The sequence below is a fragment of the Fictibacillus phosphorivorans genome (genome assembly GCF_007673525.1).
GTDB lineage: Bacteria > Bacillota > Bacilli > Bacillales > Fictibacillaceae > Fictibacillus > Fictibacillus phosphorivorans_C.
Genome location: NZ_VDZU01000001.1, coordinates 2,151,528 through 2,169,899, shown reverse-complemented (window position 1 = coordinate 2,169,899; position 18,372 = coordinate 2,151,528). Strand labels below are relative to the sequence as shown.

Below are 18,372 nucleotides of genomic sequence, written 5' to 3'. Positions count from 1 at the left end.
AAATAGGGAAAAATTCAATGGCGAGAAATGATGAATCACCTGTTAACAGCAACAGCACAATACTTACAAAGGGAAGCAGGAGGGAACAAAAGATGAGTCATCAACGTTCCAAATCAGAAAATCCTTGGCAGGGACTAAGTGGACCAAATATGGCCTACATCCTTGAACTATATGATCAATATAGTGTGGATCCGGAATCTGTTGACAGTTCATTCAAAGAGAAATTTGATGCTTGGGGGCCTCCAATTGAGGACTCTAAATCAAATCAACGTACTGCACAGAGTTTTGATGGATTGGATTTCGAGAAATTAGCAGCTGCATTAAAATTAGCAGAAAACATTCGCACATACGGTCACTTAGCAGCTGACTTATATCCTGTAGGGGAATTTCCGAAAGATAACCACCATATTGACCCGAAAGAATTTAACTTAACAAAAGAAGATTTGAAAGCGATACCACCTTCCTTTATTTGGAAAGAAGCGCCATCAAGCGTTCAAGACGGCTATGAAGCGATCCAAATGCTACAGGAAGTGTATACGAAAACAATCGCTTATGAATTCAGTCATGTTCATGAGACTGAAGAACGCCAATGGTTAAACACCATGGTTGAAACAAGCCAACACTATCCTAAATTTTCTGCTGAAGATAAGAAGAACCTTTTAACACGATTGAGTGAAGTTGAAGGATTTGAGAAATTCCTTCATAAGACATTCGTTGGACAAAAGCGTTTCTCTATTGAAGGCGTTGATATGCTGGTACCGATGCTAGATGAAGCAGCTAAAGAAGGATGCCGTGACGGAGCTGAACATGCTCTGATCGGAATGGCACACCGTGGGCGTCTAAACGTACTTGCTCACGTGCTTGGCAAACCTTATGAACTAATTTTCTCAGAATTTCATCATTCTCCAAACAAGGAACTAATTCCTTCTGAAGGTTCGAGAGGAATTAACTTTGGATGGACTGGAGATGTAAAGTACCATCTAGGTGCTAGCCGATTGGTCGAAACAGATCAATCTCATAAAATTAAAATCTCACTTGCTAATAACCCAAGTCACTTAGAGTATGTAGATCCAGTTGTTGAAGGATATACAAGAGCAGCTCAAGAAACACGTGACAAGAAGGGTTATCCAGTTCAAGATACTTCTAAAGCATTTGCGATCCTTATTCATGGTGATGCTGCTTTTCCAGGTGAAGGAATCGTTGCTGAAACATTGAACTTAAGTCGTCTTAGAGGATATCAAACAGGTGGAACACTTCATATCATCGCTAACAACCTAGTAGGTTTCACAACGGATAGTGGTGATTCTCGTTCAACGAAATATGCGAGTGACCTTGCAAAAGGTTTTGAGATTCCGATCATTCACGTTAATGCAGATGATCCAGAAGCATGTATTGCAGCTGTACATCTTGCTTATGAGTATCGTAAAAAATTCCAAAAAGACGTTCTGATCGACCTGATCGGATATCGTCGATTCGGTCACAATGAAATGGACGATCCATCTGCAACACAGCCAAGATTGTATAAACAAGTAAATAGTCATCCGACAGTTCGTGACGTTTATGCTAAGCAGCTTGTTAAAGAAGAAGTACTTTCTGAAGAAGAAGTAAAATCCATTGAAAATCATGTATTAACAAAGCATCAGACTGAATATGAAAAAGTTCAAGGCCGTAAAGAAAAATTCAAATTGGAAGACACGAGACTTCCTGATCCGTTATCGAAAGCACTTCCTGATATCGATACCACAATCTCAGTTAGTGATCTTCAAGAACTGACAGAGAATATGCTCAAGTTCCCTGAAGACTTTAACGTTTACCCGAAGATCAAAAGAATCCTTGAGCGTAGACGCAAGTCTTTCCAAGGTGAAAAGATCGATTGGGGTATGGCTGAATCATTAGCGTTCGCTTCCATTCTTAAGGATGGAACGCCGATTCGTATTACCGGGCAAGACTCTGAGCGTGGAACGTTCGCGCAAAGACACCTTGTTCTGAACGATAGTGAGAGCGGAAAGAAGTTTTCTCCATTGCATGCGATGGATGACATCAATGTTTCGTTTGCGATTCATAACAGTCCACTCTCAGAATCATCCGTTGTTGGTTTTGAATACGGCTATAATGTGTTTGCACCTGAAACCCTTGTTATTTGGGAAGCGCAATACGGTGATTTTGCAAACGTTGCACAAGTTCTGTTCGATCAGTTCTTATCTGCTGGCCGTGCGAAGTGGGGACAAAAATCAGGTATGGTGATGCTTCTTCCTCACGGATATGAAGGTCAAGGACCTGAGCATTCAAGTGCACGTCTAGAGAGATTCTTACAGTTAGGTGCAGAAAATAACTGGACGGTTGCTAACGTAAGTACTGCATCTCAGTACTTCCATTTGCTAAGACGTCAAGCGAAGCTCTTATCTATGGATGAAGTTCGTCCGTTGGTTGTTATGACACCGAAGAGCTTGCTGCGTGACACGAAAGTAGCATCTATGGCTGAAGCATTTGAAAGTGACCACTTTATGCCATTGTTACAACAGCCTGGCCTAGGCAAAGAAAAAGACAAAGTGAAGAAAATCTTGCTTTGCTCTGGTAAGATTGCGATCGATCTTGAAAAAGCGCTTGAACAAGATCAGGTAGCAAGAACAGAAATGCATATCGTCCGTGTTGAACAGATCTATCCGTTCCCAGAAGAAGAGATGAATGCTCTGTTAAAAGAGTATCCAAATGTTGAAGACTTGATCTGGGTGCAAGAAGAGCCGAAGAACATGGGATCTTGGTTATACATTGAGCCTAAACTTCGTGCTGTAGCACCAAAAGCACATGTTTCATATATTGGACGTCAAGAACGTTCGAGTACGGCTGGTGGGGAACCAGACATCTATAAAAAAGAACAAGAACAAATCATCCAAACAGCATTAGCACTAGACATTCAATCGCGAGAGGGAGGCCGTGAACATGTTTGACGTTAAAGTTCCGGAATTAGCCGAATCAATTTCAGAAGGTACAGTAGCACAATGGCTTAAAAAAGAAGGCGACACAGTTGTTAAAGGCGAAGATTTAGTAGAGCTAGAAACTGATAAAGTTAACATTGAGATTAGTGCAGAGCGAGATGGCGTTCTAAAAAATATCAAAGTTGAACCAGGTGACACTGTAGCCGTTGGAGATATTATCGCTTCCATCGTTGAAGGCGGTGCTTCTGAGTCTGCAGAACCAGCAGCAGAAGAGAAAACGGAAGAAAAGGCAGCTCCAACTCAACAAAAACAAGAGCCAATCGTAGAAAAAGACGCGGCTGAAGAAGAAGTGAAAGCTTCTGACCGTCCAATCGCATCTCCTGCAGCTCGCAAGCTTGCTCGTGAGAAAGGTATCGATCTTTCTGAAGTTAATGCTCGCGATCCTCTAGGACGCGTTCGCACGGAAGATGTGAAACGTCACGCGGAAGGTGGAAGCTCGGAGAAGGCTACTCCGGCATCTAAGCCAGCAGCGTCAGCTTCTAAACCAGCTGCTTCTGTTGAAGCGGTAAATCCTGAGAAACCTGTAGAGCGCGTGAAGATGTCCCGCAGACGTCAAACGATCGCTAAACGTTTAGTTGAAGCTCAACAAACTGCAGCGATGCTAACAACGTTTAATGAAGTTGATATGACGGCGATCAACGAAGTTCGTGCTCGTCGTAAGGACAAGTTCTATGAGCAAAACGGTGTTAAACTAGGATACATGTCATTCTTCACGAAAGCTGTTGTAGGAGCACTGAAAAAGTTCCCTGCAATCAATGCTGAGATTCAAGGGGATGAAATGGTTCTTAAGAAATTCTACGATATCGGTATCGCAGTTGGAGCAGAAGAAGGACTAGTTGTACCAGTTGTTCGCAACGCTGACCGTCTAAGCTTCGCTGGTATCGAAAAAGAGATCGGAAACTTAGCTGAGAAGGCACGTTCTAAAAAGCTATCGTTAGAAGACCTTCAAGGTGGTTCTTTCACAATCACAAACGGCGGTATCTTCGGATCTATGCTTTCAACACCAATCTTGAACGCACCTCAAGTTGGTATCCTTGGAATGCATACAATCCAATGGAGACCAGTAGCGATCGATAAAGAGCGCATGGAAAACCGTCCGATGATGTACATCGCGCTTTCATATGATCACCGTATTGTAGATGGAAAAGAAGCAGTAAGCTTCTTAACAACGATCAAATCACTTCTGGAAGATCCAGAATCACTTCTTTTAGAAGGTTAATGTTTAGGAATATAATGATGATATGGAACGCCCCTTGCTTGCAGGGGGTGTTTTTTTGTGGGTTTGTAAAGGAGGCTGTGGTGTGTGCAGCTGCTGATGGGTGTTCCGGGTAGTAAGTCCTTGGGATTTGTCGAATGGCCTTTATTTTTGGATTAAGACTTAATCGTGGCTGAAAACGGCTTAATTGATGAGCGAAACGACTTAATTAACGTTCATTCCGACTTGATTTTTTCAAATTAGACTTAATTGTGCACAATCTAATTTCCAAATGGAAAATAATCATCAAATCATTACTGAAAATAAAGGATTTTTATCCAGTTTTCTTGAATGAGATATGTACTAAAAAGCAAGAGGTGATTTCTTGATAAAAAAACCACGTACTAAGCCCCTAAAATTATTAAAATTGGATTCCATCATCCAGAGATTAATACCCAGTCACCCGAAATATGGTGAATTAAAAACTGAGTTTACGAAATACGCGGCAGGCTATAGAGGCGAAGTAGCATTAGATTATTATCTGCACGATTTAGATGAAAATTCGTACCTCATTTTTCATGACTTGCGACTTCCAAGAGATAAAGAAAAGAAGTACTATTTTCAAATTGACTGTCTAATCCTTCATTCTTCATTTGGCGTTTTGCTCGAAGTTAAAAATCTCTCAGGTGACCTTTATTTTGATCATCACTTCGATCAGATGAAACGAACGAAAAATGGGGTAGATGAAACATTCCCTGATCCAGTAAGCCAGGTCCAACAACAAACAATATATCTGGAAAGCTGGTTGAAAAAAAATCAGTTGCCTAACATCCCGCTTTATTCCCTCGTTGTTCTAACAAATCCTAAATCTTTTATTACGTTATCACCGCATTATGGCAAAAAAGCGGGCCATATTATTCGGACTAAGAGTCTAGCTAATAAAGTTCAACAAATTTCAACGTACCATCAAGAAACCCTCTCAAAGAAGGACCTCTCTAAAATAACTTCAAAACTGCTAAAGCAACATGAAAGACATAACCCCGACTTATTAAAAACTTACAACATCAATCAAACGGACATTATCACCGGAGTCTTTTGTCCAGACTGCAATCATATTCCTATGCGGCGAGAGAGAAGTACTTGGGTTTGTTCTAAGTGCAATATAAAATCCAAAGATGCTCATATAAAAGCTATACAAGACTACGCACTGATCTTTGATCACCCCGTTAAGAATAAAACGTTAAGACGTTTTTTACACATCGATTCATCCACTTGTATGAAAAACCTTCTGAAATCCATAAATCTTACTCCGAGCGGACCTACTAATTCAGCAACGTACCAGCTACCGATTCCTGAATAGCATAACTAACATATAATTATTTTAATCTAATAAAAAAAGTGAGATAAAAACCTACTAATATATATCCTTATATCATTTGTAATCTGCAAGTAATTAAAGTTGCAAAACACACGCATTACCACGATTTAAAGTTTGCATTCTGCAACCAATGCATAAAAAAGACAGCTGCAATCTGCAGCCGTCCAAATTGGAACACCAATATTTTATTAAGGAATCAACAAAATCTTACCCGTACTTTTTCTACTCTCTAAATATTCATGAGCTTTTTCACCTTCATGCAAGGGGAAAGATGTTTCTGTAATTTTTACATCTCGATTTTTAATCCATTCAAACAACTCGCTTGAACGCTTTACACGTTCTTCGTGTGAGGTTAGGACATTCCATAGGTCGCCTCCGGTCAACGTCTTAGAAGTATCCATGAGCATTCGAGGATCAATGGACACAGGGTCACCACCCGCCATACCGAAGAATACGACGGTTCCGGCAATCCTTGTTACTTCAAAACTATCCATTATCGTAGAACCGACCGACTCGTAAACAACGTCTACACCTTTGCCAAAAGTTTCATTCAACACGCTTTCTTTCCAATTATCATTATATAGGAATACTAAATCAGCACCTGCTTCTAGAGCGAATTGACGCTTTTTCTCTGAAGACGTTAAACCAATAACTTTTCCGCCAAGCAACTTGATGATTTGAATCAATAACTGTCCAACACCGCCGGCAGCAGCATGAACCAATGCCACGTCACCTTTTTGAATGGAGAAGCTATCCCGCGTTAGATAATGTGCAGTCAACCCTTGTAACAAAAGTGAGGCTGCTGATTCAAATGAAACCCCATCTGGAATAGGTATTGCTTTTTCATAAGGGACAGCAACGAGTTCCGCGTTAGCTGCGGGTACATCTGCAAATGCGATGCGATCTCCAACTGAAACACCATTCACAGCACTACCAACTTCTTTAACGATTCCTGCTCCTTCATAGCCTAGAATGTAAGGAGGCTGTCCTTCAAGATGATAATTTCCTTTTCTTCTATAAACATCAGCGAAGTTTAAGCCAATGGCCTTCATTTCCACTAAAATATCGTGTGCTCCGATAATTGGGTCTTTGATTTCTCGATATTCTAAAACTTCTGGACCTCCGAAGTTGTTAAAAACCAATGCTTTCATATATGTAAATCTCCATTCTTATAATATGTTCTTTATCATAGTAACCGAAACAATCTATGTAATACTAGGAAAGAAGTCTCTAAGGAATGAATTTGACAGAAAGAGCGGGGCACATTATGATTTAACAAAAGCAATTCTTAAAGGAGAGAGACTTAAATGATTCATTTAGAGTGGGCGAACAGAGAAACAATTCGCGAGATTAAATGTGTACATACGGATGCAAAAAAATATATGGTTAACCGTGCTTTGACTGCTGGTAAAACCTATGAACTAAAGAATGAAACAGAGGAATTTTATTTTGTAGTAGATAACACAGGGAAAATAGGCGGTTACTACAAAGAATATTTCGAAGGGTAAGCTCTAGAGCAACCAAAGAAAAGCCTGACTCAGTGAGCCAGGCTTTTTCTTTCTATTAAGAATGAATCTTCTTTTTTTCTTTGTTTAGAAGAGCATCCATGAATTCGTGGAATTCTGGAATGTTCATCTGTTGTGCTGAATCAGATAGTGCTACTGCTGGGTCAGGATGCACTTCAGCCATAACTGCATCTGCACCGATCGCCATTGCCGCTTTAGCAGCAGGGAGGAGAAGGTCTTTGCGCCCTGTTGAGTGTGTTACATCCACGACTACAGGTAGATGCGTTTCTTTTTTAAGAATAGGTACCGCAGAGATGTCTAGCGTGTTTCTTGTTGCTCTTTCGTACGTTCGAATTCCGCGTTCGCAAAGAATGACTTGGGAGTTACCTTGAGCCAAGATGTACTCAGCTGCGTACATGAATTCTTCAATCGTCGCAGCTAACCCACGCTTCAGCAATACAGGTTTGTTCACTGATCCAGCTGCTTTTAACAGATCAAAGTTCTGCATGTTACGTGCGCCGATCTGAATCACATCAACATAATCTAGTGCCATCTCAATATCGTTCGGATTTAGAATTTCACTCACAACAGCAAGCTGATGTTCATCTGCTGCTTTACGAAGAATTTTTAACCCTTCTAGTCCAAGTCCTTGGAAGTCGTAAGGAGACGTACGCGGTTTGAATGCGCCACCTCGGATTAAAGTTAATCCTTTTTCTGCAATGACTTCTGCTACTTGCTTCACTTGTTCGTAGCTTTCTACCGCACAAGGACCCATGATGAAGTGAGGATTGCCATCACCGATCTTTTCACCTTTTACATTTACAATTGTATCTTCAGGTTTCTTTTTACGAGATACGAGTAATGCTTTTCGATTATCGTCTTTTTGAAGCTCTAAGCTTGCTTTGAAGATCTGTTTGAAGATGTGTTGTACCGTAGACGTCTCAAAAGGACCATCGTTATGAGAAGCGATTAGATCAAGCAATTCTCTCTCTCTAACAGGATCAAAGCGTTTAACACCTTGCATTTCTTTAAGCTTTCCAATTTGTTGTGCCACGTTTCCTCGTTCGTTTAAAAGATCTAGAATCTTTAAAGAAATATCATCCATCTGTTTGCGTAAGTCTACTAATTCGTTTGACATGTGTGGTTCCTCCCCATATTTATACTCTTGTCATTATTTCCTATATCGCGGCCGCTCATAGGCTTATTTATATACATCGTAACATAGACACTTTCGCGCTTTAAAGCGTGTGTCTCATAAAGTATTGTTTGTAACTTTAAAGGGATTTCAAAAGAATGTCAAGTACTTACGCGAAAAAAGATTTAAAATAATTTTAAAGCTCTTTTAAGTGCTTTTTGACATATAGATGAAGGTAATGTAAATTTTAAGAAAAATGAATGAATTTCCTTTACAACAGCGCTTCAACGTGCTAAAACTGTTTATAACTTTATAAAACAAATCGCAATGATAGAACAGCAGTAGTGGAATGGTTCCCTGTTATTAGAGAGCTGATGGTGGTGCAAATCAGTACACAGCCTTTCACGAATTACAATTCTTGAGCATGCTTTGGAAAAAAGCCGGAAAAATTTCCGTTAACAAAATGAAGGTGGCAAAGATCTAGTCTTTGCTGTCAGGGTGGTACCGCGATAATTATTCGTCCCTGCTTATTAGCAGGGATTTTTTTGTACTATCAGAACTAAAAATGTAACTGGATCATCGAGGTTTAGAAAAGTTTTCTTTATAAAAAACAGGCAAACAGGAGGAATAGAAAATGAGATATTTAACAGCAGGAGAGTCACATGGCCCTCAACTCACAACAATCATTGAAGGTGTACCAGCAGGTTTGCCTCTAGTAGCAGAAGATATTAACGAGGAACTTGCAAGACGTCAAAAAGGGCATGGACGTGGAAGACGTATGCAGATTGAAAAAGATCAGGTTCAGATCGTAAGTGGTGTACGACACGGAATAACGCTTGGTTCACCGATTACACTTGTAGTAGAGAACAAAGACTTTACTCATTGGACGAAGATCATGGGTGCTGAACCTCTCGAAGACGAGAACGCAGAAGTGAAACGTGTTATCTCTAGACCTCGACCAGGCCATGCGGATTTAAACGGTGCTATCAAATACAACCATAGAGATATGAGAAACGTGCTAGAACGTTCTTCAGCCCGTGAAACAACAGTAAGAGTAGCAGCAGGAGCTGTAGCGAAAAAGGTACTAAAAGAGCTTGGAGTTGAAGTTGGAGGCCACGTGTTAGAACTAGGTGGTGTCGTAGCTGAGAATACTTCATATGAATCTTTAGAAGAACTTCGCGAAAAAACAGAGGTTTCTCCTGTAAGATGTTTAGATAAAAATGTTGAAAAGACGATGATGGAAGCAATCGATACTGCAAAGGAAAACGGCGACTCAATTGGAGGGGTCGTAGAAGTAATCGTAGAAGGTATGCCAGTAGGCGTGGGTAGCTACACACATTATGATAATAAGTTAGATGCCAAATTAGCAGCAGCAATCATGAGTATCAATGCATTTAAAGGTGCTGAGATCGGTATTGGTTTTGAAGCAGCACGAAAACCTGGAAGTGAAGTACATGATGAGATCGTTTGGGATATCGAACGCGGCTATACTAGAAGAACAAACAACGCAGGAGGCTTTGAGGGAGGAATGACGACCGGAATGCCAGTTATTGTTCGTGGTGTGATGAAGCCGATTCCTACTTTATACAAACCGCTGAACAGCGTGGATATTGAAACAAAAGAAGTCTTTGCAGCAAGCATTGAACGCTCTGACAGTTGTGCAGTTCCTGCTGCAAGTGTTGTAGCAGAGTCAGTTGTTGCATGGGAGCTCGCAAGTGCGCTAGTTAATCAATTTGGACAAGATAACATGGAAGTGATTAAGAAAAACATCTCTCAGCACCAAGAACGTGCAAGGGTGTTTTAAATGAATACGATTCACATAACAACACCTTCAAAAAACTACCCGGTTTTTATAGGTGATAACGTAATTGATGAACTTAAATCAGTCTTAGAAAGCCTTAGCCCTTCACCTAAGAACCTATTGATCATAACAGATGAAAACGTTGGATATCTCTATTTAGAAACCGTACAAAGAGTGATTGGCGATGCTTTCACTCATGAAACAATTCAGATTCAGGCTGGTGATGATCAAAAGTCATTTGAGAATTATATGGCTTGTCAAAGCTTTGCTTTAAGTAAAGAACTGGACCGAACATCTGTTGTTATTGCACTTGGTGGAGGCATGATTGGCGACCTTGCTGGATTTGTGGCGGGCACCTATATGCGAGGAATCCGCTTTATTCAAATTCCGACTACTATTCTCGCACATGATAGTGCAGTAGGAGGAAAAACAGGTATTAATCATCATGAAGGTAAGAACATGATCGGTGTCTTTCATCAACCAGAAGCTGTGATCTATTCGACAGACTTCTTAACTAGTTTACCAGCAAGTGAAAAAAGATCTGGTTTTGCGGAGGTTATTAAACACGCATTGATCGCTGATGAAAATCTATATCGTTCGTTACGTGCGGACGTTAAAAACATCGATGATCTAAAAGGTGACTCCCTACAGAAAGCTCTCATACAAGGTATTAAAATCAAAAATGAGATCGTTACACAAGACGAAAAAGAAAAAGGAATTCGGGCTTATCTGAACTTTGGTCATACACTTGGCCATGCTATAGAAGGGGAACTTCAATATAAAGGCATCACCCATGGTGAAGCAGTAGCTATAGGTATGCTTTTTGCACTTTCGCTAAAAGAGGACACTGAAATTTTAGGACAAGAACTAAAAATGTGGTTAAGAACTTTAGGTTTTCCATCATTCCCGAAGCACATATCTGCTTCCTCACTAGTCAATCGAATGAAAAAAGATAAAAAAGCGGAAAAAGGCATGATTCAAATGGTGCTTCTGAACGGTTTGGGTAAGCCCTATTTATCACCTTTTACTTCAGAATCATTAGAGAGAAAACTATCTTCTTTTATAGAAGAGGCTTAAAAAGGAGTAGGAGTAAATGAAGAACGTCTTACTAATAGGGGTTGGATTGATTGGTGGTTCAATCGCTCTTTCTATCAAACAAGAACACGAAGCAACAATCTATGGGTATGACGTTTATGCTCAAAATAGTATAACTGCAGCAGAAATAGGCGTAATTGATGAAGCTGTTTCAGACTTCACAGAGATTGCTCATTTAGCAGATCTTATCATAATTGCAACACCTGTTGAAGCAACGTTACAGGTGATGGAGAAATTAGCTTCTGTTTCACCTGTCATTAAAGCGTTAGTAATGGATGTTGGAAGCACAAAAAAATCCATTATGCATAAAGCAGAAAAGATGGCCGCTACTGGAATTCGTTTTATTGGAGGTCATCCTATGGCTGGATCTCATAAAACGGGAGTGGAAAGTGCGAAAGTCCATCTATTAGAAAATGCCTTTTACTTTCTAACACCAAACTCTATAACTACAGATATTGATATTGATGAAGCTAAGACTTGGCTAAAAGGGACAAGAGCTAAATTTCTCGTTACTGATCCAGATGAACATGATTTTCTTACCGGCATTGTAAGTCACTTTCCGCATCTTGTCGCTTCAAGCCTTGTGAGGATTGCACAGCAGCATGCGAAGGAAAAACCGTTGATTCAGCAACTTGCAGCAGGAGGATTCAGAGATATTACGCGCATAGCTTCAAGCTCACCTAAAATGTGGAGCGATATAGTCAGTCAAAACAAGTCACATCTTCTTACTCTCTTACACGAATGGAAAAATGAGATGGATACGGTTATAGAGTTTGTAGAAAAGGGAGATGAAACGGAACTCTATGAATACTTTGATGGAGCAAAATCATTCCGAGATGCCTTACCAGTTCGGTCAAAAGGTGCGATTCATCCGTTCTCGGATCTATATGTGGATATCCTCGACAGAGTAGGTGCTCTGTCTCATATCACTGCTCTTTTGGCACAATCAGAGATCAGCATAATCAACCTCAGTATTTTAGAAGTAAGAGAAGGACTAAATGGGGTACTTCGATTGAGTTTTCAAGATGACAATGATCGAGATCAGGCACAAGAAATATTACAAAAAGAGGATTACTTAACACAAATCACTTTATAAGGAGGCACTATTCTATGACAAAGCAATTACAACCTATTCAACAATTAAAAGGATCTATTAAAGTGCCTGGTGACAAATCTATTTCACATCGAGCAGTCATGTTTGGGTCCATCGCTGAGGGTACAACGACAATCGATGGTTTTTTAACAGGCGAAGATTGTTTAAGTACCATTTCATGTTTCAAGAAACTTGGGGTTACGATACAACAAGAAGATGAAAAAGTAACAGTAGAAGGAAAAGGAATTGCGGGATTAACCCCACCCTCAGAAGATTTGTATGTAGGGAATTCAGGTACTACGATCCGTCTGATGCTAGGAATACTCGCTAATACACCGTTTGAATCGACCTTAACAGGTGACGAGTCAATTGCAAAAAGGCCGATGAATCGCGTTACCAAACCCTTAAAAGAAATGGGAGCTGCGATTGATGGGAATGATTCAGGAAATAAGGTCCCTCTTCATATAAAAGGAGGCGAAACACGAGGTATTCATTACACCTCTCCAATCGCCAGTGCTCAAGTTAAGTCGGCTATAATTCTGGCTGGATTAGATGGAGAAGGAACCACATCTGTAGAAGAACCCTTCAAATCAAGAGACCATACAGAACGCATGTTGAAAGCGTTTGGAGTAGAAGTTGAAAGCGATGATCTAACTGTTTCGGTCGCAGGTGGCCAGAAGTTAAAGGGAACACATATTGAAGTACCAGGTGATATTTCTTCAGCCGCTTTCTTCTTAGTAGCAGGTGCCATTGTACCAAACAGTGAGATTACTCTAAGAAAAGTAGGGTTGAATCCAACACGTACCGGAATACTGGATGTTCTAAAAGAAATGGGGGCAGATCTTACTTACCAAAATATCAATGAGACAGCTTCGGAACCATTTGGAGATTTGATTATTAAAAGCTCTGATTTAAAAGGTACGGTTATCCAAGGAGATCTTATCCCTCGATTGATCGATGAAATTCCAATCATAGCTTTGGCCGCAACTCAAGCAGAAGGAAAGACAATTATAAAAGACGCGCATGAACTTCGAGTGAAAGAAACAGATCGAATCGAAACCGTTGTGAACGAACTTAAAAAGATGGGTGCAGATATAGAAGCTACAGAAGACGGTATGATCATACAGGGAAAATCCTCACTGCGAGGCGCTTCGGTGCAAAGCTACGGTGATCATAGAATTGGAATGATGTTGAGTGTTGCCGCTTGTATCGCAGAAGGCGAAACAACGCTTACAAACAGTGAAGCGATTGCTGTTTCATATCCTTCATTCTTTGAACAATTGAATGTCCTCTCATCATAAAGAAAAACGTTCCCTGTTATTAAACGGGAACGTTTTTTTGTATTATTGAACACTTGAAAATGTTCGAAGATCTTCAATGTCTGCCACCTTGAATCCATTCGCTTCCACTCGGTGAACGAGTTCATCGATTTCTTCACGCGATACACTTTCATTGAAAGTGATAACAACTCTGCGAAGAAATTGCTTACCCGCGTCTTGAGTGAAAACACCTTCAATATTGTATTCTTCATGGATTGCTGTAAATAGTTTTCTTAACGAACCTTTACCCTCAGTAGTAGAAACTGTTAAAGAGTATCCACCCTTCTTGATACCATAAGAATCCTCTAGAATGTCCATAACTTTTGAGTGAGTAATGATACCTAGGAAATTATGATCATCATCAACAACTGCCATAAACGGCAGGCGTCTGATCGTGAAAAGCACCTTAAAATAAGCCGTATTCTCATGAATAAATGCGTCTTTCTCTTCTACAATTCTACTAACATGATCTTTAACTGAACCGACATTATCAATAATATAATCAGATGTAGTCTCTTTAAAAAGAAGCCCTACAAATTTTTGTTCGGATTCATCTAAAACGGGTATGCAGCGATACCCGGATTGAATAATGGTATATCGAGCTTCGCTGATTGACATGTTTTCTGTAACATACGTTACTTTAGATTTAGTTAGATAGTTGGATTTTACTTTCATAGTACACACCCTTTTCAGAATAATATAAATATTTAAAACTATTTCGACAAAAAAAGCAAATACCCTTTCTTTTTATTCAACTTTATTCCTAATTGCATATTAAGTAATAATACCATATACTATTACTAGAATATTTTATAAATTCTTAAAAGGAGGTGTAAGGCATGCTTAAAGGTGTACAAATGTTTGACTGGTTGGTAGTTTTCCGTGCGATTACTTATGTATTTTCAAAAATTGGCGGAGTCTGTCTATTTTCAGTTAAAACACTAAAGTACATCACAAAGTAACCTTACCCTATCCTTTTTTAATTGTTAGTAACCATGGGCAGGTATGTTGCTCATGGTTTTTTTGTATACAAAAAAGGACAGTGGCATTGGATTAAAAGGAGAAAAATAAAAATGATAGTCTGCACTGTTCATCAAGTTAAAAAAATATATGGCGGAAATGAGATTCTAAAAAATATATCTTTTGAAATTCACGAACAAGATCGTATAGGTATAGTGGGACAGAACGGTTCAGGAAAAACGACTTTGTTTAAGCTGTTAAGTGGTGTTGATCATCCTGATTCAGGTTCTATAGCCGTCAGGAAGGACGCAGAGATCGGTTATTTGGAACAACTTCCTGAGCATACGGAGAATATGAGAGTTTATGATGTGGTATCATCAGCGTTTCAAGAAATCAATGAAATTGAACTTAAAATTCAGCAGGTTAATGCATTGTTAAGTGATCCAGAGCAAACACACCGATTAGATAAAAATCTGAATAAGCTCTATAGACTGCAAGAAGAATTTGAAGAGCTCGGTGGTTATGCGATTGAGTCGAAGATAAATGGCGTTTTAGCTGGTTTAGGTTTAACTCAACTCTCTCAGCATCTTTTTATGCAACTAAGCGGAGGAGAACAAACGAAGGTCGGTTTAGCTTGTTTGTTATTAAAAGAGCCAGAGCTTTTACTCTTAGACGAACCTACCAATCATCTCGACATCGAAACGATGAATTGGCTTGAAATCTATCTTCAAAAATACAAAGGTTCCGTTGTAATTATCAGTCATGATCGCTATTTTTTAGATAAAGTAACCTCAAAAACTATTGATATAGAAGATGGTGAATGTACCTTATATCATCAAAGTTACTCAGGTTTTCTCAAAGAAAAAGAAAATAATCTTCTTCTAGAATTTGAGAAATATGAAGAACAGCAAAAGAAAGTTAAAAAGATTAAAGAGTCGATAAAACAACTAAGAGACTGGGGCGCTCGATCAGGAAATGAGAAATTCTTCAAAAGAGCGAGGAACATGGAGAAAGCACTTCAACGAATACAGAGTATGAAACGCCCTAAGCTGGAACGTAAAAAAGCGGCATTTGAATTCTCAGTTAACAAGAGAAGCGGTCAGGACGTCGCAGTAATTAAAGGGCTAAGTAAATCGATTGAAGGGCGTTCCATCCTAAGTAATCTTGAACTACAGATTCGATATGGTGAGAAGGTAGCCCTCGTCGGTAAAAACGGTTCAGGAAAAACGACACTGCTAGAGACCATACAAACTCTAGATCACAGCAACGGCAATATAAAACTTGGACCATCTGTTTCGATTGGTTATCTTTCTCAAAGGGGACTTACTGCTGATTCTACTGGGACTGTACTTGATATTTTCAGAGAAAGAGTACCGATGGAAGAAGGCGAAGCTCGTCATCATCTAGCAAAGTTTTTGTTTTACGGAGCATCTGTTTATAGGAAAGGAAATGAGTTAAGTGGTGGAGAACGAACAAGACTCAGGCTTGCACAGCTTGTTTATGAAGGATTCAACTTCTTAATCTTGGATGAACCGACAAACCATTTGGATATTGATTCACGTGAAGCATTAGAACAAGCACTAGAAGAATTTAATGGTACGATTCTATCAGTCTCACATGATCGATATTTTATGAACAAACTCTTTGAACGTACCATTTGGTTAGAAGAGGGAAGCCTAGAGAGTTATAATGGAAATTTTGATTATGCACTCGAAAAGCGGTTAAGCAATTAATTTAACTATTCTACTGAAAAACAGGTTATTTTGAATAGCCTGTTTCTTTTTATTTATACCTTCTTGTTTTTTAAAGTGTTAGTTTTCATTCACGGGGCGTACGGTGAAGTGGAAGTGGCTCTTCCAGCTCCGACAAGCAAAAGGTGAAATAGACCATGAAGACGCTCTTTGCCTTCATGGTCTATTTAACTTTTGACCTCGAGGGACTAGCCACTGCAACTAGCCAGGTGAGACACTTATACGTGAAACGTACGAATGTGGCCCATCGACTGCCCCGTAGAAAGCGAACAGCCTGGAACGGAAAATTAACTACTTCCAAAACTTTAACCTTCAACCTATTCAAAAAACATTCCTTTAGAAAAGAGCCTTCTTTTCCATTTTCAACTGATTGTTCTTTCGAGGTATGGGGAATAATGGTGAGAAAACGTGTCTAAACAGGAGGTACCTTATGAGTAACTATGAAAATAACATGCCACAGTTTCCAGAACCAATCTGGAGGCAACAATTAAACCTACCTACATACTCTGTGTTAAATGAAGATATTCAAACAGAAGTAGTGGTTGTAGGAGCTGGGATAAGCGGAATAACAACAGCTTATCTTCTAGCAAAAGAAGGAAAAAAGGTTACATTAATCGAGGCAGGTAAAGTGATTAATGGAACGACTGGTCATACAACTGCAAAGATTACTTCTCAACATGATGTTATTTATGATCACCTTATTTCACACATCGGATTAGATCGGGCACGACTTTATTATGAGTCAAACGAACAAGCTAAACAGTTTATTGAGAGTCTTGTTAAACAAAACAATATTCATTGTAATTTAGAAAAACATGATGCCTATCTTTACGCCAACACCGAGGAAGGAATCAAAAAGCTTAACAAAGAAGCTGATGCTTATCAAAAGTTAGAGATTGAAGGAGAGTTGGTCGAAAAACTTCCATTTAATATACCGCATAAAAAAGCGCTTGTTATGAGGAATCAAGCACATTTTCATCCTGTCAAATATTTAACTGCGCTATTACAAGAAATGGATTCATTAGGCGTTGAGGTTTATGAAAACACGACAGCAACAGATATTATAGAAGAGAATAACAAAAAAGCTGTGGTGCAAACAAGTCACGGACACAAAATTACAGCTGACTTTGTAGCTTGTTGCACGCATTTTCCATTTTTTGATGGATTGGGTTTTTATTTTACAAGAATGATGGCAGAGCGTTCTTATGTATTGGCCGTAAAAACACAAGATACATTTCCTAATGGGATGTATATGGGAGTAGATCAAACCTCATTTTCTTATCGTTCTATCTTACAAGATGGTGAAAAGATCGTGCTATTAAGTGGAGAAAGTCATCAAACAGGACAGGGAATTCCAACACATCAGCACTATGAGGCATTACTAAAAGAAGCGAGAAAATCATTAAAATTAGATAAGGTCCTTTATCGCTGGTCGGCTCAGGATTTGATTACACTTGATAAAATACCATTCATCGGCAAGCTTACGCATAAGCACGATCACATTTTTGTAGCTACCGGTTACAAAAAATGGGGGATGACGACAGGTACTCTTGCTGCATTAATCATAAGAGATCATATCATGGGTAAAGAGAATGAATATGCTGACCTATACAAACCACAAAGGTTTCAAGGTGATCCCTCTGATATTAAACAGTTTATAAAAGAAAATGCAGATGTCGCAAAGCATTTTGTTTCTGGGAAATTAGACAAACCGTCTAAACATCCAAGAAGTTTAAATAAAGATGAAGGATGTGCCGTAACGGTTAATGGAGAAAGGTGTGGGGCTTATCGTGATCAAGATGGTGAACTTCATCTTGTAGACACCACGTGTACACATCTCGGTTGTGAAACAGAATGGAACAGCGGCGATCGAACATGGGATTGTCCGTGTCATGGTTCACGTTTTTCATTCGATGGTTCCGTCGTTGAAGGGCCAGCGAAAAAACCTCTCAAACGTGTAGAACTACAATAAACGAACAAGAAGATGACTTATTAAAGTGCTTATTTGCTTTAATAAGTTATTTTTTTTGATTGAGCACTAAATCTGAATGATAATCTTACATGTTTAATATAGTGTGCTAACTAAATAAAAATTCTTATATTTTCAAAAAAATAACAAGTAAAAATAATGAAAATTTTATGAA

General features: G+C 39.3%; 14 protein-coding genes and 1 other annotated feature. Of the genes, 11 read left to right on the top strand and 3 right to left on the bottom strand.

Annotation, left to right across the window (positions count from 1 at the left end; genetic code table 11):
* Window positions 1–92: 92 nt before the first annotated feature.
* The 3 genes from FS458_RS10770 (at window position 93) to FS458_RS10760 (ending at window position 5,551) form a co-directional block, all read left to right on the top strand.
* The gene (locus tag FS458_RS10770) at window positions 93–2,948 is read left to right on the top strand and encodes a 2-oxoglutarate dehydrogenase E1 component (protein ID WP_144700442.1); all 2,856 of its coding nucleotides are present in this window, start codon (window positions 93–95) and stop codon (window positions 2,946–2,948) included.
* The gene (gene odhB / locus FS458_RS10765) at window positions 2,941–4,215 is read left to right on the top strand and encodes a 2-oxoglutarate dehydrogenase complex dihydrolipoyllysine-residue succinyltransferase (protein ID WP_144700440.1); all 1,275 of its coding nucleotides are present in this window, start codon (window positions 2,941–2,943) and stop codon (window positions 4,213–4,215) included. Before FS458_RS10770 ends, odhB begins: the two co-directional genes overlap by 8 nt.
* A 361-nt stretch (window positions 4,216–4,576) precedes the next feature.
* Complete coding sequence (locus FS458_RS10760; RefSeq protein ID WP_144700438.1) at window positions 4,577–5,551, top strand: nuclease-related domain-containing protein; 975 nt, start codon at window positions 4,577–4,579, stop codon at window positions 5,549–5,551.
* Between the two features lie 206 nt (window positions 5,552–5,757).
* Here the strand turns inward: FS458_RS10760 and FS458_RS10755 are convergent, their stop codons facing one another.
* Window positions 5,758–6,720 (bottom strand): quinone oxidoreductase family protein, encoded by a 963-nt coding sequence (locus FS458_RS10755; RefSeq protein WP_144700436.1) that lies wholly within the window; start codon window positions 6,718–6,720, stop codon window positions 5,758–5,760.
* A gap of 156 nt (window positions 6,721–6,876) precedes the next feature.
* Between FS458_RS10755 and FS458_RS10750 the strand changes: the two genes are divergently transcribed.
* Entirely contained in the window at window positions 6,877–7,077 is a 201-nt protein-coding gene (locus FS458_RS10750; RefSeq protein WP_144700434.1) for a DUF6501 family protein, read from the top strand.
* A 55-nt stretch (window positions 7,078–7,132) separates the two neighbouring features.
* On the opposite strand, the gene FS458_RS10745 is transcribed toward FS458_RS10750, so the two are convergent.
* The gene (locus tag FS458_RS10745; protein ID WP_144700432.1) at window positions 7,133–8,212 is read right to left on the bottom strand and encodes a bifunctional 3-deoxy-7-phosphoheptulonate synthase/chorismate mutase; all 1,080 of its coding nucleotides are present in this window, start codon (window positions 8,210–8,212) and stop codon (window positions 7,133–7,135) included.
* A gap of 315 nt (window positions 8,213–8,527) precedes the next feature.
* Window positions 8,528–8,737, top strand: a binding site (T-box leader).
* A gap of 106 nt (window positions 8,738–8,843) precedes the next feature.
* Here FS458_RS10745 and aroC point away from each other — a divergent pair.
* Genes aroC through aroA form a run of 4 tightly spaced genes read left to right on the top strand, consistent with a single transcriptional unit; the run spans window position 8,844 to window position 13,499 of the window.
* Window positions 8,844–10,013 carry a chorismate synthase gene (gene aroC, locus FS458_RS10740; protein WP_144700430.1) on the top strand — a complete coding sequence of 390 codons (1,170 nt, stop codon included), beginning with the start codon at window positions 8,844–8,846 and terminating at the stop codon, window positions 10,011–10,013.
* Window positions 10,014–11,087 (top strand): 3-dehydroquinate synthase, encoded by a 1,074-nt coding sequence (gene aroB / locus FS458_RS10735; protein WP_144700428.1) that lies wholly within the window; start codon window positions 10,014–10,016, stop codon window positions 11,085–11,087.
* 16 nt (window positions 11,088–11,103) lie between these two features.
* Window positions 11,104–12,201 (top strand): prephenate dehydrogenase, encoded by a 1,098-nt coding sequence (locus FS458_RS10730; protein ID WP_144700426.1) that lies wholly within the window; start codon window positions 11,104–11,106, stop codon window positions 12,199–12,201.
* A 14-nt stretch (window positions 12,202–12,215) separates the two neighbouring features.
* Window positions 12,216–13,499 carry a 3-phosphoshikimate 1-carboxyvinyltransferase gene (gene aroA / locus FS458_RS10725; RefSeq protein ID WP_144700424.1) on the top strand — a complete coding sequence of 428 codons (1,284 nt, stop codon included), beginning with the start codon at window positions 12,216–12,218 and terminating at the stop codon, window positions 13,497–13,499.
* Between the two features lie 42 nt (window positions 13,500–13,541).
* Here aroA and cbpA read toward each other — a convergent pair whose 3' ends face one another.
* A complete protein-coding gene (cbpA, locus tag FS458_RS10720; protein ID WP_066394129.1) occupies window positions 13,542–14,192 on the bottom strand; it encodes a cyclic di-AMP binding protein CbpA in 651 nt (216 codons plus the stop codon).
* A gap of 164 nt (window positions 14,193–14,356) precedes the next feature.
* On the opposite strand from cbpA, the gene FS458_RS21035 reads away from it, so the two are divergent.
* From FS458_RS21035 to FS458_RS10710, 3 genes are all read left to right on the top strand, one after another.
* Entirely contained in the window at window positions 14,357–14,479 is a 123-nt protein-coding gene (locus tag FS458_RS21035; protein ID WP_255548939.1) for a hypothetical protein, read from the top strand.
* A 111-nt stretch (window positions 14,480–14,590) separates the two neighbouring features.
* Window positions 14,591–16,210 carry a ribosomal protection-like ABC-F family protein gene (abc-f, locus tag FS458_RS10715; RefSeq protein ID WP_186320520.1) on the top strand — a complete coding sequence of 540 codons (1,620 nt, stop codon included), beginning with the start codon at window positions 14,591–14,593 and terminating at the stop codon, window positions 16,208–16,210.
* 448 nt (window positions 16,211–16,658) lie between these two features.
* Complete coding sequence (locus FS458_RS10710; protein WP_144700420.1) at window positions 16,659–18,200, top strand: FAD-dependent oxidoreductase; 1,542 nt, start codon at window positions 16,659–16,661, stop codon at window positions 18,198–18,200.
* The last annotated feature ends 172 nt before the right edge of the window (window positions 18,201–18,372 follow it).